Raw genomic sequence first — 23281 nt, 5'->3', positions numbered from 1 at the left:
TAACTAAAACTATATAGCTTAATGACTGGTATACCAAGCATTAAACAATCTAAGTTTACAAATTTTAACATCCAAAGATTGGTATACTGACAATTAAGGAGCAGACAGACCGACGCATTATGGCGAATCCCAATCCAAAAACAGATCACTTAAATCGTTTTCCTAGACTGAATGGAGCGAGTGAGCCTTGTGCCAGAAAACCAGTTCAGGTCAAAATTCCTCAAAGCCAATACGAACAATGGATGGCTTTGCCTGTAGATTTTAGGAATCAAGTTTTGAGAGATGCCATTGCTAAAGCTCTAGAAGAACCCCAATCGGCATAAATTCATTTTCAAGTTAACGCATAGATAAAACGCGATTGGCGAGAGCCACTGCGCGGAGCGCAATCGCATTTTTGAAGGAACGGTATGTAGTTGGGAATGTTGAGGTTGGGATAGTTAAATCTTAGTCTTAGTAGTCGATCGAGATAGTCGTTAATTTTCTATATTCAAGACTAGAATTAATCGAGTCAAATTTCTCGTAATGGTCTTTAACCTTTGCTGCTAAAGTGAGAAATGAACCCATGACTTTAAAGTCTAACTGGCAACTTGTGTAGAAAGAACGAGGGTAGAAAGAACGAGCTATGCAATGAATATGATGTAGTTCTTCCCAGGTATAAAAGTCAGATATCATGCCATTTCCCTGGCGAGAATCCCTATGAAGTTTGAGGTTTTTATCTCTAAGATGTGTCTTAAGAAAAATTAGATTCAACCAAACAAAGAACAACCAACATCCGTTTTCTTTGATATATTCTACAACTGCGTCAAATCCTGCATTTATTAGCTCGCGAATAGGTTGCTCAATTTTCTCACCCATCAATGAATTGCAGTCTTCACAGCACGGTACGGTGTACCGATCGTAGTATTTAAAACTCGTTTCGTTAGGCAGAGTAATTGTTCTAAAGAATAAATCGTACCTTTTTAGTATCCATTCGGGCAAAATATGTTCTTTATTGAACTCAGTTTTTGAGGGACTAGCACCACAGATAAAACAGCAATTACCTTCACCAATATCCCTGATAAATCTATCTATGCTGAAGTAGATTACTCTACCGTCCTTATCTTCAATAGATCCATCATTTGTTTTAATAAACATTGCTATTCAATAGTTTTTATACTTCATTTTTTAGTATTCCCTTAATAAAAGTAAGATTTTGACTTTATACGAATAGAGATCGCCCTACCCGAACTCAAATAAGCCTATGGCATCCGCTTCGCGAACGCACCCAAAACCCACCCAATAGACTAAGACAGAAGCAGATGACCGATAACGGTAACTGTGATTAAGCAAGTTATTAACTTGTCTGGGTATAAACTATTGGGATATGTACTTTGAGTAGCTTAAAATTTCAATTGCTAAGAACTCAATCTAGCCTGGGAACAATAGAACTAGAAAGTCCCACTGATATGAGGTTTGTTGTTAATGAAGAGGGTTAGCAAGTTAGTTGTCTATGCGCTAGTTACAACAGCGATCGCATTCACCATAATCTTTACTAACGTCACACCCTTACCTAGTTGGGCAACAGATATCGCTCAAGCAACCCAGACGACAACTACACCCAAACGCCTGACCATTACTGTCAAAGTTACCGAACCAGACGATCTTAAAGTTAGTGAAGGAGAGCAAATAGCCAAAGGTGAAGTTATTGCCGACAGGGAGAGAGAAAGAACTAGACTGGCTGCCCAACAGAAACAATTACAGCTATCTCTCGACCGAATAGGCGCAGCTTCTATCACGCCACCAGCCACACCCCAAGCAGTACCGACAGTGATGGCACTACCGCCCGTCAGCTATCTCGAACATGAAGCAGCCGTTCAGAAAACCAAGAGTGCGATCGCATCTATCGAATCGGAACTTGAACTCAAGCAGGAAGAAATAAGCTACCTCAAGAGTGTCAAGAACTTAGACCCAATCATCCTCGAACACGAACAAGCCAAACTCAAACAGCTAAAACAGGAACATACCGCAGCAGTTAGAGATTACCAGCTAGCGATGGGTAAGATGCAGAGTGCCAAAGACAGCAGAAAGTATCAGGAGTACCAAGCTTCAATTAACTCTGCCCGACGAGTAGAAGAAATGAATCAAGCTCGATTGAATTACCAAAGACAGCTAGCAGAATACGAGCAAAGACTGACCGATAGAGAATTTCAGGTTACACAGCTACAGGAGAAATTGAATAATGTTGAGAATCAGATCGCTACCCTTTCAGTTGTTAAATCTCCCTATGCTGGTACTGTTAGGCGTGTTAATTGGCTCGGTCAATCCCCCGATGGCAGCCTCACCGCCGAAGTCACTCTTATGGCAGATGAAAAAGAACGTTAGTTACCGTGTTAAATAGCTGTGGTTTATTCAGTATTTCTATGAACCCTAAAAGCCAGCAAAGAGCGATCGCTAACAAAATCAAAAAGTGGCTCAAGGCTGCTGCCGAACTTAGCAACAAAGAAACTATCTTTGCTCTACCCATTACTCGCTTGACCAGCATCAAAAGTCTCTGCTCCGATGAAATAGCAGCACAACAGTTTGCTCTTTACCTTTCCCAACAAGTGCAGCAGGAAATGAATCGAGCAGAATCTCCTTCCGAACTTACTCCTGAAGAATGGTCAACTCACAAAAACCTCGTGGCTGATGCGATTGCTGCACAGGAGAGCTATTTAGCAGCACCTACCGACGAAGGAAAACAATCTATCTGGAGGTTGCTGAAGCAGATTGATAGTTTGCAAGGGGATGATTATCGTAACGTTCATTGGACTACAGTACATTTTGTCCGCAGTGGTTATCTACTCAAGTTAGATTATGCTTTACGCTGTTTTGTCGAACGAGATTTTCCTTACTGAGTTTACAAACTGGCTAGAGAATACGTAGAACGCTATCAACCGAGTTATGGTTCGGGGTTAATTCCTGACTCGGTTCCGATGTTATTAGAAGTAGCTGAGTTTTGGTGTCAGCACTATTTTGATTGTTCTTTGAGTGAGAAGTTTCCCCAAGAACTAATTGAAATTAATCAGGAGAAAAGCTAAATGAAAGCAAATCGTGTCAAACTGCTGATGTTAGCAATACTGCTAAAGTTTTTCTCTTGGTATCCCATAGCAATTGCTTCTCCACTGACCTGTCTCAACAGTAGCGATCGCTGTGTAGAGCAGCTTACGAATAGAGCGATCGCGCTTTCGAATAAACTCCAGCAGACGAGCGATCGAATTACCGCGATCGAGCGACGGTTGGCAGTTACAGAAGAAAGAATCGACTACACCAGCAAGAAGAAGTGGACTAACTATATCACCACCAATCCTGTAGACATCATTCAGAATCTCTTCGGTGGTGGTGGTATGCAGAGGGATAATCTAGCGATCGCCAATCTAGAAATCAGAACCGCAGACTTACTAGCAGCTAAAGCGGAACTAGAAAGACAGCAGGAAGAAGAGAAACAAAGAATTGAAGCTGAAGTGCTGCATCTGCTTTTAGACTATGAAGCTGCACAACGTAAACATGAGTTACTGAAATCTCAACTGGAGACTTTAGAACAGCAGCAAGAAGTAATGAGGATTGCCTATCGGATGGGTAGGGGTAGTACGAGTCAGATATTGGGTATGGAGAATCGGCGCGATCGCACTATCGAGCAGATTGTTGGGGTTGAGATTGAGAAAGATGAGTCTTTACGAGAGTTATTGCAGTTGGTTGAGGAAAAGAAACAAGATAAATATTCTCAAATAGAACAAGAGAAGTATCAAAGGTAGGGCGATTGTTGTTGATGAGGAACTAGAACAATTAAAAGAGCGTTTATTCTCCTTATAAAACTTATCATTCATGTCAATAAATTATTAATTAAAATAAAAACATAATTAGTTATTAAAAAACGAATTTTTTCTGAGTTTGCCAGAAAAAAATACTTATGGTTTGAAGATTCAGTGTGGAGTGAGAGAGGTATAAGTTGAGTTCTCATCACCGTGACTGGTGTTTAAAACTATGTTGAAAGCTATTATTTTTTTGGGTTTCATGATATTTTTCATTCTATTTTGGCGTTGGGTGCTGTCGAATGGAACAGATTATTCTCCCCCGCCTGGACGCATTTAGTCGTCCTAAAAAGAGTGAAACCTGAAATCATCTAAAAATCAATAAACTGACTACTACCAGCATCGGGTGATATATGCAGATATCGCTCGGTAGTAGTCACACTCGCATGACCCAAACTCTGCTGCAATAACCTCAAATTACAACCAGCTTCTAAGCTATGACTGGCGTGAGAGTGTCTCAACCAATGACTCGAAGCTCTCTCGTCAACATTCGCACGTTTACAAGCTCGTTTAATCATTCGATGTACTACCGACCGCTCCATCTTATTTTCGTTACGGCTGACAAACACATATTGATTGACTCGATGATATTTCTCAAACTCCTTAAGCTGCTGCCACAGCTTATCGGGAATCAGCACCACCCTAGTCTTACTACCCTTACCAAACACCGTCGCTTTACCACCCTCACCGTGCTTTCTCAGATCGTTCCAGGTTAAATTAATTACCTCCGATACCCTCAACCCACAGCCGTACATCAAACTCAGCATCAGGCGATCGCGCTCGTTCTTCACGCCATACTTAATCAACCCCTTCACGTCTTCAGCTTCTAGTATCCTCTCGGCTATAGTCTCTTTCGCCCTGGGAGTTTTTAAGAAGCTGCCAATATTATTAGTCAAGTATCCCGTCTTAGCGCAGAAGCTAAATAGCGACTTAACTACTAGGACTTTGTTCGCAATCGTGGTAGGTTTAAATCTAAGCTTCAAGCCGTCGAGCCACTGCTGTAAATCTTCGAGCATTACTTCCCCTAATGGCTTATTACCGATAAATTCTAAGAACTTCTCGACTGTGGAGCGATAGCTAATTCTCGTCGTCTCGGATTTATCTCGCAACCAAATTAAAATTATCTGGCGATCGCTCCCTGCATTAGTAACTTTGTATTGAACACTCATCGGTACAGAGGTATTGGAAAAAGTACATCAATATACATGATTTTGTTGCATAAGTAGGCTTTAAAAAAATAACCTACTCGTACTAGAGAAAAATTAAGGATTGAATGTGAGAACGGATCGACCCACCGCCACAACAAAACCACCAACGGCAGTGATTAAAATACCTATCAACGACCAGATTTGAGCTTTCTGTGAGCCTTTAATTTCTTTGATATCTTCTACTGTGCCGTCGAGCTTAGTCTCTACCCTGACTAACCTTTTGTCGATATCTTCTACTTTGTTGTTAGTTTCCTCAACTTTGTTGAGAATTGCCTTCTGTCCCTCTTTCAATTCCCGTAGAATTTCTTTGAGATCTGTTTCTATCTGGATGTTGCTCATTGTTATACTTAATTTAGGTTTTTACCATTGGGGAAGCTTCTAGATTGGTCGTTCGGGAAGCTTCCCTTTTTAGTTTAATTTTATTGTCTCACTTCTTTGTTATCGCTTCCTGGTTGGTTTCATCTAATGATACTATCGAGCTTATCCGATAGAAACCGATGTTATCCGATATGACTAGCAGACAGACGGATAAGGTTACGAGAGTTGATATTCGCCTTCCCAACAAACTTTATGACCAAATTAGTGCGATCGCCGTTAACCATTTTCATGCCAAGGTTCACCATCGCAGCAACAAACCAGAAGTTACTCCCACCATCCTCAAACTAATCGAGCTTGGTATCGGACAGTTAGAATCATCACCTGATATTGAGGAGACGGACACAGAGTTAAAAGAGCGGGTTCGAGATTTAGATGCACGACTGAGAGAAGTAGAAGCTAAGTTATCGGGAGTGAAAACTGTTGCTGTCGAACCAGAGCCAGAGCTAGAGTCAGAACCAGAGCTAGAACCACCAGCAGATGAAGGATTGAGTGATGACGAGTTGAGCAGTCTGATAAATCTCAGCAGCATCTTCATCTATCGCTATCGTCGTGATGGTCATGCTATACCGAATGTAGTTGAGAGATTAAAAGATTGGGAATTCAGAGGCAATCGCTGGATTAGAAAGGAATGATTATTGGCTTTATTGGGGAACAGTAAGTTTGTTGCCCTCTGTAGCTCTTAGCAATGAAGTTCAAAACATTTGCCAATGCGATCGCTCTATTCGGAAAGAGCGGACATTTGGTGATCTTATCGCGTTGTGTACCCCATCTCCCCCGAAATTTTTCGCTCTCTTTGGAACTTTGCTTTGATGGCGAGACTACGTTGGGTCTTGATAATATCGGACATACTTCTTAGTCCTCTCAGTTTCCTGTTTGTATCTCTAACAATGACTGCCATCCTTCGCCATGTACTAGACTATTTTCTAGCTCGGACTACTACGATGGCTCTGCCACGCAATAACTACTTCAGTTGCAGTTAACCCAGCCTGTATTCAGACCAGTTATTGCGCTTCCTACGTTCATACTTCGGTAAGTGGTTATATTTAACCGTAGGCTTCTTCTTTACTTCGTAAGGATATAGACCTAATATCCCCGACATCAGTTGATAATTTGTACCCTTGTAATTAGAGCAATTCAGACCGCGTCAAAAGTCTTTTTCAGTCAAACGAATGAACATTGACTTACCTGATATCTCACGCCATCTCTGTTTTTTAACAGCGTGTCCAAGGTGTAGGAGCGTTGGACGAAGATTCCTTTCGTAGCCATAGTTAAATTCAGGCTCGAAGCCTCATACTGTAACAGAGTGCCAGTATTTTGCTCCTTGTTCCCCAGGCTTCAAACAGGTTCTTACTCATTGTCCCCTGCCTGCTGGGTCAGCCTTAGCACATTAGGGAATGTACTATCTCTTGGTAGTTTTCACTCTCCTTGAGCATTACCAAAGTACGCTTCGTAGCGCACTCGTCCCACCTTGAGGGGTTCCCTGTTCTGGAAATCCTACATTTGTTCCTGCTTTGAGACATCTAAAGATGCCAAGCTTCAACCCCATTGGGGCGATTAGGTTTTCCATTATTGTGGAATGGTTTATTCTGTCGAAGCATTTCTTGATATCCAATTCGATTACTCGTTTTTGAATACCGTTGCTCTGGGAGCGCAGGTTATGGAACAGTTTTTTTTGGGCATCATGCGTCGAACGTCCTGTTCTAAAGCCGTAACTCTGAGCATGGAATGTTGCTTCATGAGCTGGTTATAAGGCATATTTAGCGAGGCATTGCCAGGCTCTATCGCTAATCGTCGGGACTTTGAGTATACGTTTTGTTCCATCCTTTTTAGGAATAGGAATCTCACGCAATCGGTAGTGTTTCCAGTCATTAGCTTTTAGCCTCAGTTGTTCTTCGAGTTCCAACCTTTCCTTGAAAGTCAGGGCTAGTTTTCCATCGACTCCAGCCGTTTTCTTGCCAGCGTTTAACTGTGTTACTTGACGGATAGCCAAGAATCTCGCTGCCTGAGAGCGCAGAATCAGTTTTTGCAGTGACCTTGCTTTTTGCATATCTCCTGCTCGAACCGCTTTGTACACGCGCTTTTGTAGGCGAAAGAGATTTACCTGTAATTTCTTCCAAGGTAAAAATTCCCAAGATTCACTACTATGTTTATTAGTGTGTCTAATCATGCTCTACTCAAGGCAAGTGTATTCTGAGTTCCTCAGCGAAGTTACTCGCTGTCCTACCCAAATCTAAGGGATTAATCCTCTCGTCTGGTCTACCGTAGATACGACCTATCTACAGACCCTAGATTCGTTTTTATTCGTTCCGTAATGATGATTTTTTTCGTTCCTTTAGGAGTCGCCAATTCAACCGCACTGAACCCCATACTCTTGCCGTTAGTCGGAGACAACTACGGCGGGATACATAACTCAGGCGATGTCGGATAACTTTGATTGCGTCCGCACTAGCATAGGTTGCTTTTCTAGGCTCTTTTTCTCCGTGGGAACTCCCCATTAGCGTCAGTGTCCTCTGCAATTGAGGTCTGATTACGCCCTAGTTTCCAGCTTCGATCTCCCGAATTCCGAGTCGGGTCATCGTGGACAGGTTAGGAGTCATCTGTGAGTTTCAGAGGAAGGACTTTCACCTTCATCATCAGAACAGTTGTCATCTAGGAAATTCCTAGATGCTTTAGTTTATATGGTTATTATCCACTTTCGCTAAGAACGAACCGCACTCTCCGTTGCTATACAAGGGCGATGTTGAATTTTACTCTCATTCTATCTACAACTGTAGAGTCAAGGATTTCAAATTCTCCCTCGCCGTTGGGTCGTAGAGAGAACTTTTGGTTGGTTTAACTGGAGTCGAAGATTAAGTAAAGATTATGAGGTTCTTCCTGAAACTTCTGAAGCCATGATTCAAGTCGCAATGATTCGGATTATGCTCAGGCGTTTGGCAACATAAATAACTTTTCAGATATCCTCTAAAGCTGATACTGCCCCCAATGGCTCAGACTCAATCCTTGAAAATTTTAAATCAAACTAATTAATTGGTTTAATTTATGATATTATATTAGTATAATTTTGAAAAAGTCATTGCTTTTGCAATGTGACCTTACAGACTTCTTTAGTCAATTCAGAACTATAATCAACAGTTTGAAAAGCCCGGGCTAGTTATTTCTGGAGTACTAGATTCAGACTGAGCTGACTATTTTTTAGTCTGTTTATTACCTTTTGTATTAACAATCAGCATTTTTAGGAGAAACTCTCAATGATAGAGCAAATTAAGCGGATTATCACTCAAGATCGTCAACTAAAAAAGGAATTGAAGTTAGTTTCTGATCTCGGAGAGGCAGCAGAGCTAATTGTGGCTTCGGGGAAAGGAAGAGGTTACAATTTCACGGTTTCTAATGTGGCGTTAGCGTTACATAAAATTATGGGAACCGATGACAACTCGAATCAATTGTCAGAAGGGGATCTACTGGCATCCGCAGGAAAAGGTATTCGCTTTCGGCTTCTGTGTACCGACCCTACTTTACCTGGGACGTGTGCTCGGTAAGCTCTAGGAGTATGAAGTGTAGGGAATTAAAGCGAATTAGGGCGTTTCGTAAACTATAGCTTTAGCAAGCTTGGCACAACAGTTAACATAACATCATTGGGTGGTTTTCTGTTCACTTAACTTATCAGAACGAGTTACAACACGCTAAAGCTGCATGAGACGATAATAGTTTGCTCTGGTCGATTACGCTATTTAAACTTCTATTTAAACAATTCTCAGCTAGGGAATTAAAGAAAGCCCTTCTAGAGTTGTCTAGAAGGGCTTTAACTTTTTTGGGTAAGAGCAGTTGTTCAACCAAAGAAAAAGCAACTCTTGACCGAAAAAACTGAGTCCGCAAGCCCCTAAATTTTAAGGACGAAGGAGGGAATTTATTCGCTGATACATTTTCGACTACATATCTTCATCTAACATGGTTTTCAGACGTTTTAGGCGTTGGGTTGAGATTCGTGTAAAATAGTGCCACATATCCCTGAAACTTTTGCTCTATAAAGCCTTCAGATTTCTACTTTTCCCAGGTTATTTATGTCTGCTAAATAATATTAGCATTCGTCCATCAACGAAAAATCAGGGGAAAACGTCTGCTAATCACCCTCATAGGTGCCATTTTAATGTTTGCTAAGGTAAGTGGTCTGATTTTAGATGTATCTTGGCTTAACCCCAAATTGTAGATGTAACTCCGAAACAGAGTTGTGTTATGTTGAATTTAAATTCAATTCACAATGCTACCTTATACAAAGCCCCTTATCGCTGGGCATTTATTCAAAAATTTCTGACAAAAGAAGATAGTTTGACGATAGCTAGAACTTATCCAAAATATCAGTTTCAGGAAACAAATTGGGAAGGGAATAATGGCTTCTTTTGGCGAAAGCCTATTATTATGACACCCAAGGAGCTTGCCCAAATACAAGAATTAAACAAAGAAGATTTGCATCAGGAAATTGCCCAAGGAAAAATCTCTTGTGAGGCGCAAAACCTGAGTAATTCTTGGCGAAAGTTCATTGAAGAATTGCAGTCGTCGGCTTTTCGCCAAGCGATGAGTGAGATGTTAGGGGTAAATTTGAGAAAAAATCTGATGGGAATTCAGTTCTGCCGCTTTGTTCCAGGATACTTTGGTCGTCCCCCCCATAATGATTTCTCATCCAGCATTAAAGGCACCTATGTAACTCAGTTGTTCTTCTTCAATCAAGAATGGCATCCCAACTGGGGAGGAGATCTTCGCATTCTCGCCAACGAAAAACCAGAATCAGTTATTCATGAAATTCCACCATTAATTAATACTTCAGTTGTACTTGTATTTTCTGAAAATTCTTGGCATATGGTCACACCAATAGCAGCAAATGCGCCAGATCACCGACTAGTTTTGTTGATTACGTATTCAGTACCAAAGGCATAGGACAGGTGTGGACAAAAAATCAGTCGACCTATCCATCCCATCAAGCCTTCTCTTGGCCTAGGAATAAGGATTTTATTAACTACACAAGTTGAATTTCCTAGGCTTGCTATCACATGAATGATTCAAAAAAATTTATGCATTTTATTTAATCCTCATTCCCTAGAAATGAAAGAAAGATTTGCCTACTGTACCTTTTGCCTTATTTTGATTTAATCGAATTCACGTAGTAGAGGTATCCAGAAGGACTGGACAATCCAAGTCGTGAAAATAAACCATTTTGTTTTGTTGAAAATGCAGTGAAAAAAGAAAAAGATGAATTTGACCGAAGCAGGCTTAGCAAAGATTGTTGCAAAAGCAAGTTTTCTATGGGAACGTCTAAATCCAGAGCATTTCGTGATTGATGTTGCTTATTTTAATGAGCAAGAAATCAGGCATCGCCTTGATCGTTGGTCTCAAGTGGTTGCTCAAGGAAACTGGGAAAAATTCCAGAAACGCTTGCAATACGATGAGTTAGAAATAAATACCGTTCGTTTGTTATTGGGAACTGTACAGCTTGCTAAAGAGCAAACCTTTCCAGACTGGACAGAAACCTTGCAGCAGATCATGCAAACTTCCCTAGGGTTTACCCGTGCCAATAAATTTTTTCTACCCACTGAGCCTGCAAAGCCATTGCCTTTTGAGGATATTCTCTTACCTGCTATTACAGTAGCCAGACAGAAACTACTGAATCGCTTAGAATCTCCAGAATTATCCTCGGAATACCTTCCTTTATCAATCCTCTCAGAAACAGCTTACCGTTCATTAGAGCGCAGTCTACTGGAACAATTGACAGATATATGTGCCAAAACCCTATATTTTGAATTCTCCAAAGTGCGTTCCTTTGGCTATAGCTTGATTAATATGCTACTTCAAGAAACAGAGAGCAATAATAATAAGACTCATTACAACGATTTTGTCAATCAATTACTTCAGGATGGTTTACTGGCTTTTTTCCAAAGGTATCCAGTGCTGGGGCGGCTAATATCAATAAAGCTGAATTTTTGGGTAGAGTCTATCGCTGAGTTTATTCTACGCCTTGCTGACGATAGAGAAGCAATTCAGCAAATTTTTGGCTTAAAAAAATTGATAGTCGAACCTCAGGAAGTCGCTCGAAGCTTAACTCCTTTGGGAAAAGTTATTGAGATCGAAACTTCCCTATCAGATTCCCACAACAGAGGGCGGACAGTGATGGCCTTGTCCTTTGAGTCGGGACTAAAACTAGTCTACAAACCAAAAAACTTAGGTCTAGAGGTTGCCTTTACACAATTTTTAGCTTGGTGCAATCGTCACAATCAGCTCTTAGCTTTTAAAGTGCTGCAAATCATCAATCGTCAAAGTTACGGTTGGATGGAATATATAGAACACCAACCCTGTAAAGACAAAGCCACTGCACAACGATTTTATCAGCGAACTGGAATGTTACTCTGCTTGATTTATGCTTTAAAAGGAACGGACTGCCACCGTGAGAACTTAATTGCCAGTGGAGAACATTTGGTGTTAGTGGACATGGAAACTATACTGCACCATGAAGCTAATCTAATGAAAGACTCACTTCTAGTTGAAGAGTTTGAGACTATTGCTGAGCAACAATTTTGGGATTCTGTTTTATGCACGGGGCTTTTGCCGCGCTGGGACTTTAGCCCGGATAAGCGCATTGCTTACGATCTTAGCGGTCTGGGTAGCATTGACCCTCAGCAAGAGCTTGGGAAAGCCACCCGCTGGCAATGTATTAATACCGACAACATGTACTTGCGAGATGAAATTGTTACATCACCACTACAGAAAAATGTGCCTCGGCTGCGTGAAGTAGCTTTGTCTCCTAAAGATTACCAGGAGTACATCATTACCGGGTTTGAGCAAATGTATCGCTTCCTCCTGGCGAAACGCCAGGTCTTGCTCTCCCCAGAAAGTCCGCTCTTTACTCTGCGGCATCAGCAGGTGCGATTTATCTTCCGCGCTACTCGGGTTTATAACACTATTCTACAAAATAGCCTTACGCCCTATTTTCTCAAGGATGGAATTGACTTCAGTATCGAACTAGATATTCTCAGTCGTGCCTTTTTAGTAGCTCAATCAAAGCCAGATGCCTGGCCAATCCTAAGTGCAGAACTGATGGCAATGGAGCGGTTAGACATTCCTTATTTTAGTGCTAGCGCTGCTAGCGATACTATAAGCTTGGAAACCAACCGAGACATTCCCCAGTATTTTAAACAATCTAGCTATCAACAGATCTTAGCTAAATTGCAGGCGCTAGATGAAACTGACTTGGCTCGACAGATAGCCTATATTAAGGGAGCACTCTATGCTAGGGTAGCACGAACTCAAACCTCCGAGAGATGGGAATGGAAAGCCGAGTCTAGGCCATTGCTTACCTCGGAACAATTTATTCAGGAGGCCCAGGCCCTCGCAGCTGAGATTGAAACAAGAGCAATTCAAGAACCAGATGGGAGTGTCAACTGGATTGGTTTGGGCTACGTCCCTAATGCGGAGCGGTTCCAACTTCAAGTGCTAGGACATAATCTCTACGATGGGCGATGCGGTATAGCGCTATTTTTAGCTGCATTAGATCGAGTCGTTGGTAACCAACGATTCCGCTCTCTAGCTTTAAAGACTTTACAATCCCTGCGCGAGCAGATACAGACTTTTGATGTTGAAGCTGGGCAAATATTTGCCAAATCAATGGGAATTGGTGGAGCAGTGGGTCTGGGATCAATAATTTATGCCTTCGTGAAAGTTAGTCAATTTTTGGAAGATAACACATTATTGGCAGATGCCCAGGTGTTGGCAGAATGGATCACATCGGAATTAATTGCTGCCGATAAACAGTTGGATGTCATCGGTGGAGCAGCTGGAGCAATTTTGGGATTGTTGCCCCTTTATGCTGCCACGGGTGAGTCAACGGTTTTAGAGAAAGCAATAGCCTGCGGGCATCACTTACTGAAACACCGAGTTAGTTGCGAAGGCTCTCCCAAGGCTTGGCAGACTTTTGGAGAAAAACCCTTAACAGGTTTCTCCCACGGAGCAGCGGGAATTGCTTATGGGCTGTTAAAACTATATGCCGTCGCCCAAGATCAAAACTACTTAGAAGCAGCACTAGAAGGAATTGAGTATGAACGCACTGTGTTTTCTGAGTCCGCAGGCAACTGGCCAGACTATCGTGGATTTAAACAACAAAAGGATCGGCCCCACTTTACTATTAATTGGTGCTCAGGGGCATCTGGAATTGGTTTAGGACGCTTAGGCAGTTTAGGAATTGTGAAGTCGCCAGAATTTGAACAAGAGATTGAAATAGCTTTGCAAACAACCCAAAAACCTAGTTTACAGTCAATAGATAATCTGTGCTGTGGTAACTTAGGTAGGTTTGAAGCTCTGTTGGTTGGAGCAAAACGATTAGCTCGCCCAGATTGGTATCAGATTGCACTTCAACAATCAACAAATGTGGTTGCTAGAGCTAATCAAGCTGGAGCATATCAACTTCTCCCTAATTTACCCAATTTTGTATTCAACCCAGGATTCTTTCAAGGCACTTCTGGAATTGGTTATCAGTTGCTACGCTTAGCTACTGATGTCCTGCCATCAGTGCTTTTGTGGGATTGACCTACTCCCTTCTCTAATGAGCGTCAAGCATAGCTTGCTTGAAAAAACAGAAAATATCTGTTTCGATACTAAGAAGAGTTCCGAGATATGATGTGCAGCAATTGAACCAGATACGCCATATCCGCCTAATCGCGAGCGGCTTTCGCAGACATTGCGCGATCAGGCCAAGCCTGGCAGCGAAGCTGATCGCGTTGATGAGTACTTTCATCCTGTTTCTGTGGGGAGTGTTCGCGCCCAGCTTGCCCGTCGTCGGACAATCGAAACCTGATACTTTTGAGCAAGTGTGGCAAACCGTCAACGACAATTTTTTCGACCCAAACTTCAATGGTATAAACTGGCGAGACATTCATGAAAAATATAAACCTCAAGCAAACCAGGCTCAATCGAAAGCCGATCTAGCACGGGTCATTAATCAAATGCTTTCCGAATTGAGAACCTCACATACTTATTTCTATACACCAGATGACCCAAAATATTACCAAATCTTAGGTATATTCTTACGGTCAAATCCTAAATTACAGCAGCAACTTAAAACTATTCTGCCTGATGGCAAACCTCAATACACTGGCATTGGCATTTTCACTCAACAGCGGAATGGAAATACCTTTATCAGTGCGATTCTCGATGGCAGTCCTGCATCGGAGGCTGAACTACTAGTTGGCGATCGATTGCTGAGCGTCGAGGGTCAACCCTTTCATCCCATTCAGTCTTTTACTGGCAAAGCCAATCAACCCGTTAAGCTCACGATTCAACGCTCTCCCACTTCCGACAGCCAAGAAATTACGGTCACGCCAAAAACACTCGATGGAACAACGATGTTTTTGGATGCCATGAAAGCAAGCGTTCAAGTCATTGAGCAAGCAGGGAAAAAAATTGGCTACGTCCATATTTGGTCTTATGCAGGCGAACAGTTTCAAAAGCAACTTGAAACCGAATTATTCTATGGACGCTTGAAAGATGTAGATAGTTTTGTGCTTGATTTAAGAGAAGGGTGGGGCGGTGCTTCTGCTTCCTATCTCAATCTATACACGCCTCGAAATATCAGAATCACTGGAATTACCCAAAATCGGACATCCACTTTTAGTTCCGCTTGGAGTAAGCCCGTAGTGATGCTTGTCAATGAAAAAAGTCGAAGTGGTAAAGAAATTCTTGCCTACGGGTTTCGTAAATATGGAATTGGTACTGTTGTAGGTGCTAAAACGGCGGGTGCAGTGGTTCAGGGAAACCTGTATGGGATGAGTGACGGTAGTGTCTTGTACCTGGCAGTCGCGGATATATATTTGGATGAAAACCAGCGAATAGAAGGAGTCGGAGTTAAGCCAGATATTGAAGTTCCGTTTTCACTAGAGTATGCTCAAGGTTCAGACCTTCAGAAAGAACAGGCGATCGCGGTAGCCCTAGAAGCTGTTGACTTCAAGTAGAACTTTTGTAATGCTCGGTTAAACTCAGATCTTGGGTTCTGTCGCAAAAAGTTGAGAAAGACAGAATAACCCTGTGGTTATCTAATTTTTTAGACAGCAATGACAAAGAGGATGGTGTTATGAAGTTGTTGGTAAGGTAGTCAAATATCTACACCAAATTCATATCTGTTAATAAACAAGCCAATTGCAATATCATGCATTTCTTGTGACTTGACCTAAATAGAAGGTTTGTGCGATATAGTGCAGCCTGTCGCTAAAACCTTTGCTATACAATCAATACAGCGATTGGATGTGTTGATTTTAGCGATCGCAAAAACATAAGTTGGGGGAAAACTAGCGGTGCGATGTAGAAAATTGAGTAGGGAAATCATTCCCAATTGAGTAGAGAATTATCTCTCAGTGGAGTCTGTCCCACTGTCCTCAAGTAAAAGAGTCATTGACTCTGGTCACATTGGTAGTAAGTAATGAATCCAATGGAATGCAGACCACTAAAGTAACCGAATCTAGTAGCCTAAAACTGGAAACGGGCGAGAGGAAGTTCGGACGGGTTAACGCAAATGTGAACTGTTAAGGAAACTTCGTCACTTCCCAATGAGTGAAATAAGGCTGATACACTCAAACCAAAAGGTAAATGGGTAGCCTAAAGGCTCGCTAGTCCTTTAAGCGACAGACTTGATTCCCATCGGAGTATAGACAGAACCCACCCCGAACGCAGCTCAGATACTCGAAACTACAGTAAGCCCTATGAGTTCTCTGGTTAAAAAGAGTAAGCCTACCGTAAGGAAAGCTGAATTACTCAGAGGGTAAAGGATGCCAGAAAAAGCGAAAGTCTCTGGTAATGCAGAGGATAGAGGAAAATTCCTCAATCCGAAAGGATGCAGACTTCTGGCAGGTTTTCAACGATAAACCAATGTAAAATAACCGAACTGACAGTGAAAGATAGAGTCTTATTAGACATCGGAGCTTCAGAACAGCTTACCAACTGGTCGGACATTGATTGGAAGACAGTTAAAAAGCGTGTGAGGAATTTGAGACAGAGGATTTATCGTGCCACTAAGAATCATAAGTGGAATAAGGTTCGCAGCCTTATGAAACTCATGCTACGCAGTTACTCCAATCTGCTACTCTCTGTGCGAAAAGTGACCCAAGAAAACCAAGGCAAGAAAACGCCTGGACTAGATGGGCAGATAGCCCTAACTTCTCAACAACGGGTCAATCTGGTCAAAAAGCTCAGGGAATATTCTCCTTGGCAAGTTCGCCCCACTAAACGGGTGTACATTCCCAAGAAGAATGGAAAACAAAGACCATTGGGAATTCCTTGTTTAACCGACCGAATCACACAGACAATGATGAAAAATGCTCTTGAACCTAGCTGGGAAGCTCGTTTTGAAGCTCACAGTTACGGCTTTCGACCTGGTAGAAGTTGCCACGATGCCATTGAACAATGTTTTCTAAGGCTCAGAAACGGCTGCGATACCTGGATACTCGATGCCGATATTAAAGGAGCATTTGACAACATCTGTCACTCTTTTATTCTCACTCAAATTGGACAAATTCCAGGGCGAGAACTGATAAAGCAGTGGCTCAAAGCAGGTTATGTAGAAGCTGAGATGTTTCATTCTACCAATAAGGGAACCCCTCAAGGTGGGACGAGTGCGCTACGAAGCGTACTTTGGTAATGCTCAAGGAGAGTGAAAACTACCAAGAGATAGTACATTCCCTAATGTGCTAAGGCTGACCCAGCAGGCAGGGGACAATGAGTAAGAACCTGTTTGAAGCCTGGGGAACAAGGAGCAAAATACTGGCACTCTGTTACAGTATGAGGCTTCGAGCCTGAATTTAACTATGGCTACGAAAGGAATCTTCGTCCAACGCTCCTACACCTTGGACACGCTGTTAAAAAACAGAGATGGCGTGAGATATCAGGTAAGTCAATGTTCATTCGTTTGACTGAAAAAGACTTTTGACGCGGTCTGAATTGCTCTAATTACAAGGGTACAAATTATCAACTGATGTCGGGGATATTAGGTCTATATCCTTACGAAGTAAAGAAGAAGCCTACGGTTAAATATAACCACTTACCGAAGTATGAACGTAGGAAGCGCAATAACTGGTCTGAATACAGGCTGGGTTAACTGCAACTGAAGTAGTTATTGCGTGGCAGAGCCATCGTAGTAGTCCGAGCTAGAAAATAGTCTAGTACATGGCGAAGGATGGCAGTCATTGTTAGAGATACAAACAGGAAACTGAGAGGACTAAGAAGTATGTCCGATATTATCAAGACCCAACGTAGTCTCGCCATCAAAGCAAAGTTCCAAAAGGAACACCAATTTGACCATCTCTACCGACTCATTTGTCGTCGAGATTGGATTACCGATGCCTTAGAGACAATACTCTCAAACAAAGGGTCAAAGACGGCAGGAATAGACGGGGTAACAAAGAAAGCTCTACAATCAGACACAGCAAAAGCTGAGTTCGTTCAGAAGCTAGAAGCGGAACTACGCTCTAAGCAATTCCGCCCAACGCCCGTTCGTCGAATTTACATTCCCAAGTCTAACGGTAAAACTCGCCCACACGATTAAAGACCGAGTAGTACAAATGCTTGTCAAAATGGTGTTAGAACCTATTTATGAAAGCGAATTCCTAAACTGTTCCAATGGTTTTCGACCAGGACGCAGAACTCAGGATTGCATCGCCAGATTAGATAGCTACATCAATCGACGCAATAAATACTACTGGGTCATTGAAGGGGATATCAAAGGAGCATTTGACAGCATACACCATCAAATACTGATGAAATTGCTGGCTCAAAGAATTGCTGATAAAAGATTCCTAAAATTAATAGAACGCTTTCTTAAGGCGGGAATTATGGAAGGTCGTTTGTTCAAGCGCACCGAAACGGAAACACCGCAGGGTGCAATCTGTTCGCCAATTTTAGCGAACATCTACTTACACCAACTAGACCTCTACTGGTGGAACAAATATGGCAACCTACACCGCAAACAGAAAGAACGTCGTCGAAACAACCACATGGGAAACTGCGCGTTAATTCGGTACGCTGATGACTGGCTACTACTTACCAACGGTGGTAAAGCAGAAGCCGTCAGGCTAAAAGAAGAGTTCCAGACATTCCTTTGGGAAGAACTAAAACTCGAACTCTCCCCCAAAAAAACTCATATTACTCACGTAAATCAGGGCTTTGACTTTTTGGGTTTTCACGTTCAAAGATACGTAAAATCTAATGACCGACCCAAAATGTTGGTCACACCAGCACAGGAAAACATTAAAAAGCTAAAGCTCAAGGTCAAGGAAATGACCAGACGAAAGTGGTTTCAAGACTCACCATTACTCAAAATCTCCGCTTTGAACGCAGTACTCAGAGGGTGGATTAACTACTATTGCCATACAAACACCAAGAAAATAGCCAAAGACCTAGACTTCTGGGTCAACGAAAGGTTATTTCTTTGGTTGAATAAACGGCATAAAGTGTCCAAACGAAAAGTACTAGATAGATTCAAACTCCGAGAAAACGGCAAGAGATGGAACTTTGGTGTAATCAACGGGGATAATTACCTTTTCCTTTATAGGATGAGTGATTTGCCCTTAAAGAAATACCGCTCTCGTTCACCAGAAAACCCTTATTTAGAAAGGCTTGGAACATTATCAGCAGCACAGCCAGAAATACCTTTATCCCAAACAATTTGGATGGGAAATGCTGAGAATGTCACATGGCGCGAACTCAAAGAGAAAATCAAAGCCGAGAGGGGCGCAAAATGCGAATGCTGTGGCGCACTAGGTAAACTAGATTTGCATCACATTAAACCACGCAAAAGCAAGGGTTCGGACACTGAAGACAATCTTCAGCTACTATGTCGCCCATGTCATGCTAAAACACCCTCGTTTGGTCGGAGGTAACAATGATGGAAAGCCGTATGACGAGAAATTGTCACGTACGGTTTGGGGAGAGGTATGAAGAAACACACCAATCGCAAGGTTGGAAGGTGCGCTTTGTGCCTACTCCATGTTCGCCACTTTTAGCAAATATAGCTCTCAACGGAATAGAGGACATTCACAACTCAATTCGGTACGCCGATGACATGGTGTTTATCCTCAAACCCGAAGATGATGCAAATAAAATACTTGACCAAGTTAAAGAATTTCTAGCTGTAAGAGGTATGGAAATTAGTGAAAGGAAGACCAAGCTAACAGCAACGACAGATGGATTTGATTTCCTGGGTTGGAATTTCCTCCTCCAGAAAAACGGAAAATTTTGGCCACAGCAATTAACTCTTCAACTTCATGGGGGACTAAATATTCACGAGGTCTTTTCTCTTTGTAAGAAACAAAGAAAGGTGGAGCTGTCCCACTTTTGATGTCTGGCATTGTTTGACCCTTCAACGCGATCGAGAGGGTTCGAGTAGATTTTGGCACTCAAACTGTCCCACTTACAGTTTACAGCAGTGTGCAAACAAGTTAAGTACAGTTATAAATCTCAATCCTATTGAATACGTAAACTAAGTGTACTTAATTAACCAGAACACCGCTATATAGTGAGACAGGCGCGACCGTGTAAATAATGCCCGTCCAATTTCTCTCTGAAGCAGAACATAAGTCCCTCAATCGTTTCCCTTCTGAAATTAGTTCAGAAGTTTTGAATCGCTTTTTCTTACTCTCAGATAAAGAATTATCAATTCTCAAACAGCTTCGAGCCGAACATAATTGCCTGGGCTTTGCCTTACAGCTATGTTGTTTGCGATATTTAGGATTTTTCCCCGAAGAACTTGAGTTACCAGAGTCAGTGGTTAACTATGTAGCTCAACAGCTACAGTTAATTCCAGAGTTATTGGTTTTCTACGGTAAGCGGTCAAGCACCCAGAGAGAACACCAACGAAAGATCCAAGCATTGTTAGGATATCGCCGTGCATCTAATTCTGATTTGTCGAGTTTAGAGCAATGGTTGACGGAGCGAGCATTAGAACACAATCAGCCGTTGTTACTGTTCCAGATGGCTTGCGAACACCTCAAGCAGCAAAAAATCATTCGTATTGGCACGACTATTTTAGCTAAGATGGTTGCTACAGCTAGAGCTAAAGCTAGCGAACTAATCTATCAAAGCCTTCAAGATTTATTAACCCAGGTACGAACTACTTGGCTCGATAGTTTGTTGGAAGTAGAGCCAAATGAGAAAAGAACCCGTCTCTCCTGGTTACAGAGAACGCCAACAGGTAATAATCCCCAACAGATTTTAGAAACCCTCGATAAGATCTCATTTTTGCAGCAAAATCAGGTTGATGCTTGGGATTTAAGCAAACTCAATCCCAACCGTATCAATTACTTAGCCAAAATTGGGATGGGCTGGGTTACAGCCTCATTAATCATTCAAAAACTGCAAGCCTTTCCTCGAAAACACCCTTTGATGCGGGTTCTTCAGGAGTATGGCAGACTCATTAAAACTATTCATATTCTTCGTTGGTATGCTGAGAAAACCAATCGGCGCAGACTTAAGCGACAATTAAACAAAGGCGAAGCTTTGCACAGTCTGCGTTCTCATCTTTTTTATGCCAATCAAGGAGAAATCAAAACTCAGCAAGATGACCAATTACTAAATCAGGTCGGATGTCTGAATTTAGTAACCAATGCCATTATCGTTTGGAATACGGTCTATATCGATAAAGTTGTCCAGCAACTTCGGCTTGAAGGTTATCCTGTTGATGTTATTGTGGCGAGATGTACCGGGAGTGAGTGAATTAAGTCGATTACTAGAAACAGAAGGATTTTTATGGTGTAAGCGGACAAAAGTGAGTCAACAAGCTTTATCTCAAAGATTTTTGACTTTTCCTGCTATCTTATTCGAGAGAATTTTTCAGGAAATCTTGCCGACCTTGAAAATTAGATGGTTGGCTCGTCAAAATCGACCGTTGCCCGAAAGTGTGCAATTTACCCGAGCTAAATTTGAGAGCATTTGGTGTGCCGATGGTTCGACCTTGGAGGCTTTATTTCGTAAGCTCAAGAGCTTAGAGGAGGTTAAACCAGGTTCATTAGCTGGCAAGATGGTTGTGGTCATGGATTTAGTCACACGGTTGCCTGTGGAAATTTGGTTTCAGGAAAAACCGAATGCCTCCGATGCCCGTTGTGAAGACAAGTTGTTACAGTTAGTTTCAGCCCAGACTTTACTCTTGCGCTTATCGCAGGTTTTATCATTTTCAGTTTTGGCGACAATTAATCGAGCGGGGCGTTCACTTTATTACCCGCATTAAGATTAATGCTGCCATTGAGTATCAACAGGTTTTTACCGATAATTATAATTTACGCGATCGCTTGGTTAAGATCGGTTCTGGAACAAAAAAGACTCCCATTGTTACTCTTCGGTTAATTGAAATTCGAGTAGGTAAAGTTTGGCGTTCCTATTTGACTTCGGTTTTTGAACCAGAAGTATTACCTCCCTATGTTTTTATCGATCTGTACCAAAAACGATGGCGCATTGAAGATGCTTTTAAGACTGTCAAACGAATGTTAGGGCTGAGTTATCTTGGGACTGGTTCAATTAATGGCATTAAACTACAAATCTGGGCGACTTGGTTATACCAATTTAAATGGTATTCACGACAGATAAGGCATCTAAAATAAATGGATAACCAGTGATCGACCCGCGGAATGTGGGGTAAAGTACCTGTAATCTTTCTTTTACCTTTAAAGTCTTTGCTTGACGTAATCTTGCTGTTAAATCTTCTAAATTTTCCTTCACTTGTATTGAGATTACACCTACCATCACCTAAAAAGAACTAAACTACTTTCTTTAGTCTAGTTGATCTGTCATGTCTTCAATTTAAATTGGTATAAAATCATTTTGGCTTTTTCCTATCTGTCAACTGTATTTTTTCAATTAACTAGAATTTGAGGAAATTTACAACACCTTGAAAGGGCTGGTCCCGCTAACTTTGTATAAAAGCAGTTTAACTACTTGACTAGTTTTGGCATTAATACTTTAATAGTATTATTAATCTAAACTAACTAACCGTAAAGGAGAGTAGCAAAATGTTGAACAAGTCCAAGTCTTAATGAAAAGCCCACTTTATCCAAGTTGGATGGGCAGTGAATCTAACCCAAGGAACGTATTGGGTGAGGTATTATTCTGATGGGGATGGTACGTACTGGACTACAATTACTTCTGGATAGATAGGAAGTAATTCCGAGTTAATTAGATTGGTGTTGCTGAATTAACGATATGTCTTTGACATAGCCACAGAAACGTTTTCGCTGCGCCAGTTGCGTAAGGCTTGTCAGGAAAGTTTCGAATTCTCATAATTTTTCCAAGAGGTTTCGTATGAAGCACGACTCACGCACACGTAAGACAAAGGACGCGAGCGCGTCACCTGTCACAAATATACTGACGAGAAATGGTATTCGCTATGAGCTCAGGGAACTCCCAGCATCAGCACGCAGCGCAGAAGAAGCTGCTCATGCGGTCGGGGCAAGTCTCGATCAGATCGCGAAATCTCTCGTATTCAAGGACACGAATCGCGGCGATGCTGTCCTCTTGATTGTCTCTGGCTCGAGCCGAGTAAATATTGATAAGCTGGCGGCCAGCCATGGCTTCACACTGGCGAAGGCCAATGCTGCGTTCGTGAAAGACCAAACAGGCTTTTCCATCGGCAGCGTACCTGCCTTTGGGCATGTGCAAAAGCTTCGCACCTACATCGATCAGGACCTGAAACGTTACGAGTCCGCCTGGGTCGGTGCCGGCACTTCCCACGGCGTCTTGCTCGTCAATACGGCTGACCTACAGCAATTGACCGATGGAGAGTTCGTCGACCTCGCTGACCATACGGAGTCATCTCACGAGTAGATCGCAAGGTCTTACTCCCTTGAGGCTTGCCGCTCC

17 protein-coding genes and 4 pseudogenes are annotated in these 23281 nt (G+C 42.1%); 17 read left to right on the top strand and 4 right to left on the bottom strand.

Annotated elements, in window-relative coordinates; all coding sequences use genetic code 11:
- Window positions 1-119: 119 nt before the first annotated feature.
- Entirely contained in the window at window positions 120-323 is a 204-nt protein-coding gene (locus ACLFKQ_RS28395) for a hypothetical protein (RefSeq protein WP_449002984.1), read from the top strand.
- Window positions 324-450: 127 nt separating this feature from the next.
- Here the strand turns inward: ACLFKQ_RS28395 and ACLFKQ_RS28390 are convergent, their stop codons facing one another.
- A complete protein-coding gene (locus ACLFKQ_RS28390) occupies window positions 451-1134 on the bottom strand; it encodes a hypothetical protein (protein ID WP_449002983.1) in 684 nt (227 codons plus the stop codon).
- A 327-nt stretch (window positions 1135-1461) separates the two neighbouring features.
- On the opposite strand from ACLFKQ_RS28390, the gene ACLFKQ_RS28385 reads away from it, so the two are divergent.
- From ACLFKQ_RS28385 to ACLFKQ_RS28375, 3 genes are all read left to right on the top strand, one after another.
- Window positions 1462-2361: a hypothetical protein gene (locus ACLFKQ_RS28385; protein WP_449002982.1), complete on the top strand. Its 900-nt coding sequence runs from the start codon at window positions 1462-1464 to the stop codon at window positions 2359-2361.
- A 38-nt stretch (window positions 2362-2399) separates the two neighbouring features.
- On the top strand, window positions 2400-2873 hold the full coding sequence (locus ACLFKQ_RS28380; protein WP_449002981.1) for a hypothetical protein: 474 nt from the start codon (window positions 2400-2402) through the stop codon (window positions 2871-2873).
- 183 nt (window positions 2874-3056) lie between these two features.
- Window positions 3057-3770 carry a TolC family protein gene (locus ACLFKQ_RS28375; protein ID WP_449002980.1) on the top strand — a complete coding sequence of 238 codons (714 nt, stop codon included), beginning with the start codon at window positions 3057-3059 and terminating at the stop codon, window positions 3768-3770.
- Between the two features lie 368 nt (window positions 3771-4138).
- On the opposite strand, the gene ACLFKQ_RS28370 is transcribed toward ACLFKQ_RS28375, so the two are convergent.
- Window positions 4139-4996, bottom strand: coding sequence for a tyrosine-type recombinase/integrase (locus tag ACLFKQ_RS28370; RefSeq protein ID WP_449002979.1), 858 nt, complete (start codon window positions 4994-4996; stop codon window positions 4139-4141).
- A gap of 93 nt (window positions 4997-5089) precedes the next feature.
- A complete protein-coding gene (locus tag ACLFKQ_RS28365) occupies window positions 5090-5374 on the bottom strand; it encodes a hemolysin XhlA family protein (RefSeq protein ID WP_449002978.1) in 285 nt (94 codons plus the stop codon).
- A gap of 170 nt (window positions 5375-5544) precedes the next feature.
- Between ACLFKQ_RS28365 and ACLFKQ_RS28360 the strand changes: the two genes are divergently transcribed.
- Complete coding sequence (locus ACLFKQ_RS28360; RefSeq protein ID WP_449002977.1) at window positions 5545-6045, top strand: hypothetical protein; 501 nt, start codon at window positions 5545-5547, stop codon at window positions 6043-6045.
- An 830-nt stretch (window positions 6046-6875) separates the two neighbouring features.
- Here the strand turns inward: ACLFKQ_RS28360 and ACLFKQ_RS28355 are convergent.
- Window positions 6876-7580 (bottom strand): annotated as a pseudogene (locus tag ACLFKQ_RS28355) (reverse transcriptase N-terminal domain-containing protein); the annotation flags it as partial.
- Window positions 7581-8190: 610 nt separating this feature from the next.
- Between ACLFKQ_RS28355 and ACLFKQ_RS28350 the strand changes: the two are divergent.
- The 12 genes and pseudogenes from ACLFKQ_RS28350 to ACLFKQ_RS28295 all read left to right on the top strand — a co-directional run.
- Window positions 8191-8355: pseudogene (locus tag ACLFKQ_RS28350) on the top strand (transposase); the annotation flags it as partial.
- A 306-nt stretch (window positions 8356-8661) separates the two neighbouring features.
- On the top strand, window positions 8662-8949 hold the full coding sequence (locus tag ACLFKQ_RS28345) for a hypothetical protein (RefSeq protein ID WP_449002976.1): 288 nt from the start codon (window positions 8662-8664) through the stop codon (window positions 8947-8949).
- Window positions 8950-9643: 694 nt separating this feature from the next.
- Window positions 9644-10342 carry a 2OG-Fe(II) oxygenase family protein gene (locus ACLFKQ_RS28340; RefSeq protein WP_449002975.1) on the top strand — a complete coding sequence of 233 codons (699 nt, stop codon included), beginning with the start codon at window positions 9644-9646 and terminating at the stop codon, window positions 10340-10342.
- A gap of 312 nt (window positions 10343-10654) precedes the next feature.
- Window positions 10655-13978 (top strand): type 2 lanthipeptide synthetase LanM family protein, encoded by a 3324-nt coding sequence (locus ACLFKQ_RS28335; RefSeq protein ID WP_449002974.1) that lies wholly within the window; start codon window positions 10655-10657, stop codon window positions 13976-13978.
- 194 nt (window positions 13979-14172) lie between these two features.
- The gene (locus ACLFKQ_RS28330) at window positions 14173-15399 is read left to right on the top strand and encodes a S41 family peptidase (protein WP_449002973.1); all 1227 of its coding nucleotides are present in this window, start codon (window positions 14173-14175) and stop codon (window positions 15397-15399) included.
- A gap of 932 nt (window positions 15400-16331) precedes the next feature.
- The gene (locus tag ACLFKQ_RS28325; RefSeq protein ID WP_449002972.1) at window positions 16332-17078 is read left to right on the top strand and encodes a reverse transcriptase N-terminal domain-containing protein; all 747 of its coding nucleotides are present in this window, start codon (window positions 16332-16334) and stop codon (window positions 17076-17078) included.
- 585 nt (window positions 17079-17663) lie between these two features.
- On the top strand, window positions 17664-17981 hold the full coding sequence (locus ACLFKQ_RS28320; protein ID WP_449002971.1) for a hypothetical protein: 318 nt from the start codon (window positions 17664-17666) through the stop codon (window positions 17979-17981).
- 16 nt (window positions 17982-17997) lie between these two features.
- Window positions 17998-19314 carry a group II intron reverse transcriptase gene (locus ACLFKQ_RS28315; protein ID WP_449002970.1) on the top strand — a complete coding sequence of 439 codons (1317 nt, stop codon included), beginning with the start codon at window positions 17998-18000 and terminating at the stop codon, window positions 19312-19314.
- A 44-nt stretch (window positions 19315-19358) separates the two neighbouring features.
- Window positions 19359-19670, top strand: a pseudogene (locus ACLFKQ_RS28310) (reverse transcriptase domain-containing protein); the annotation flags it as partial.
- A 305-nt stretch (window positions 19671-19975) separates the two neighbouring features.
- Window positions 19976-21145, top strand: coding sequence for a DUF4158 domain-containing protein (locus ACLFKQ_RS28305; protein WP_449002969.1), 1170 nt, complete (start codon window positions 19976-19978; stop codon window positions 21143-21145).
- Window positions 21105-21984: pseudogene (locus tag ACLFKQ_RS28300) on the top strand (IS4 family transposase); the annotation flags it as partial. The gene ACLFKQ_RS28305 and the pseudogene ACLFKQ_RS28300, both read left to right, overlap by 41 nt.
- A gap of 739 nt (window positions 21985-22723) precedes the next feature.
- Window positions 22724-23245 (top strand): aminoacyl-tRNA deacylase, encoded by a 522-nt coding sequence (locus ACLFKQ_RS28295; RefSeq protein WP_449002968.1) that lies wholly within the window; start codon window positions 22724-22726, stop codon window positions 23243-23245.
- Window positions 23246-23281: the final 36 nt, after the last annotated feature.

This window comes from Myxosarcina sp. GI1(2024), assembly GCF_053543375.1.
This window is presented reverse-complemented; position numbering and strand designations above follow the sequence as displayed.

Bases quoted from the DNA above. Each gene is read 5' to 3' on its own strand.
- ACLFKQ_RS28395 (WP_449002984.1), top strand. From the start codon at position 120: ATGGCGAATCCCAATCCAAAAACAGATCACTTAAATCGTTTTCCTAGA.
- ACLFKQ_RS28390 (WP_449002983.1), bottom strand. From the start codon at position 1,134: ATGTTTATTAAAACAAATGATGGATCTATTGAAGATAAGGACGGTAGA.
- ACLFKQ_RS28385 (WP_449002982.1), top strand. From the start codon at position 1,462: ATGAAGAGGGTTAGCAAGTTAGTTGTCTATGCGCTAGTTACAACAGCG.
- ACLFKQ_RS28380 (WP_449002981.1), top strand. From the start codon at position 2,400: ATGAACCCTAAAAGCCAGCAAAGAGCGATCGCTAACAAAATCAAAAAG.
- ACLFKQ_RS28375 (WP_449002980.1), top strand. From the start codon at position 3,057: ATGAAAGCAAATCGTGTCAAACTGCTGATGTTAGCAATACTGCTAAAG.
- ACLFKQ_RS28370 (WP_449002979.1), bottom strand. From the start codon at position 4,996: ATGAGTGTTCAATACAAAGTTACTAATGCAGGGAGCGATCGCCAGATA.
- ACLFKQ_RS28365 (WP_449002978.1), bottom strand. From the start codon at position 5,374: ATGAGCAACATCCAGATAGAAACAGATCTCAAAGAAATTCTACGGGAA.
- ACLFKQ_RS28360 (WP_449002977.1), top strand. From the start codon at position 5,545: ATGACTAGCAGACAGACGGATAAGGTTACGAGAGTTGATATTCGCCTT.
- ACLFKQ_RS28345 (WP_449002976.1), top strand. From the start codon at position 8,662: ATGATAGAGCAAATTAAGCGGATTATCACTCAAGATCGTCAACTAAAA.
- ACLFKQ_RS28340 (WP_449002975.1), top strand. From the start codon at position 9,644: ATGTTGAATTTAAATTCAATTCACAATGCTACCTTATACAAAGCCCCT.
- ACLFKQ_RS28335 (WP_449002974.1), top strand. From the start codon at position 10,655: ATGAATTTGACCGAAGCAGGCTTAGCAAAGATTGTTGCAAAAGCAAGT.
- ACLFKQ_RS28330 (WP_449002973.1), top strand. From the start codon at position 14,173: ATGAGTACTTTCATCCTGTTTCTGTGGGGAGTGTTCGCGCCCAGCTTG.
- ACLFKQ_RS28320 (WP_449002971.1), top strand. From the start codon at position 17,664: ATGTCCGATATTATCAAGACCCAACGTAGTCTCGCCATCAAAGCAAAG.
- ACLFKQ_RS28315 (WP_449002970.1), top strand. From the start codon at position 17,998: ATGCTTGTCAAAATGGTGTTAGAACCTATTTATGAAAGCGAATTCCTA.
- ACLFKQ_RS28305 (WP_449002969.1), top strand. From the start codon at position 19,976: ATGCCCGTCCAATTTCTCTCTGAAGCAGAACATAAGTCCCTCAATCGT.
- ACLFKQ_RS28295 (WP_449002968.1), top strand. From the start codon at position 22,724: ATGAAGCACGACTCACGCACACGTAAGACAAAGGACGCGAGCGCGTCA.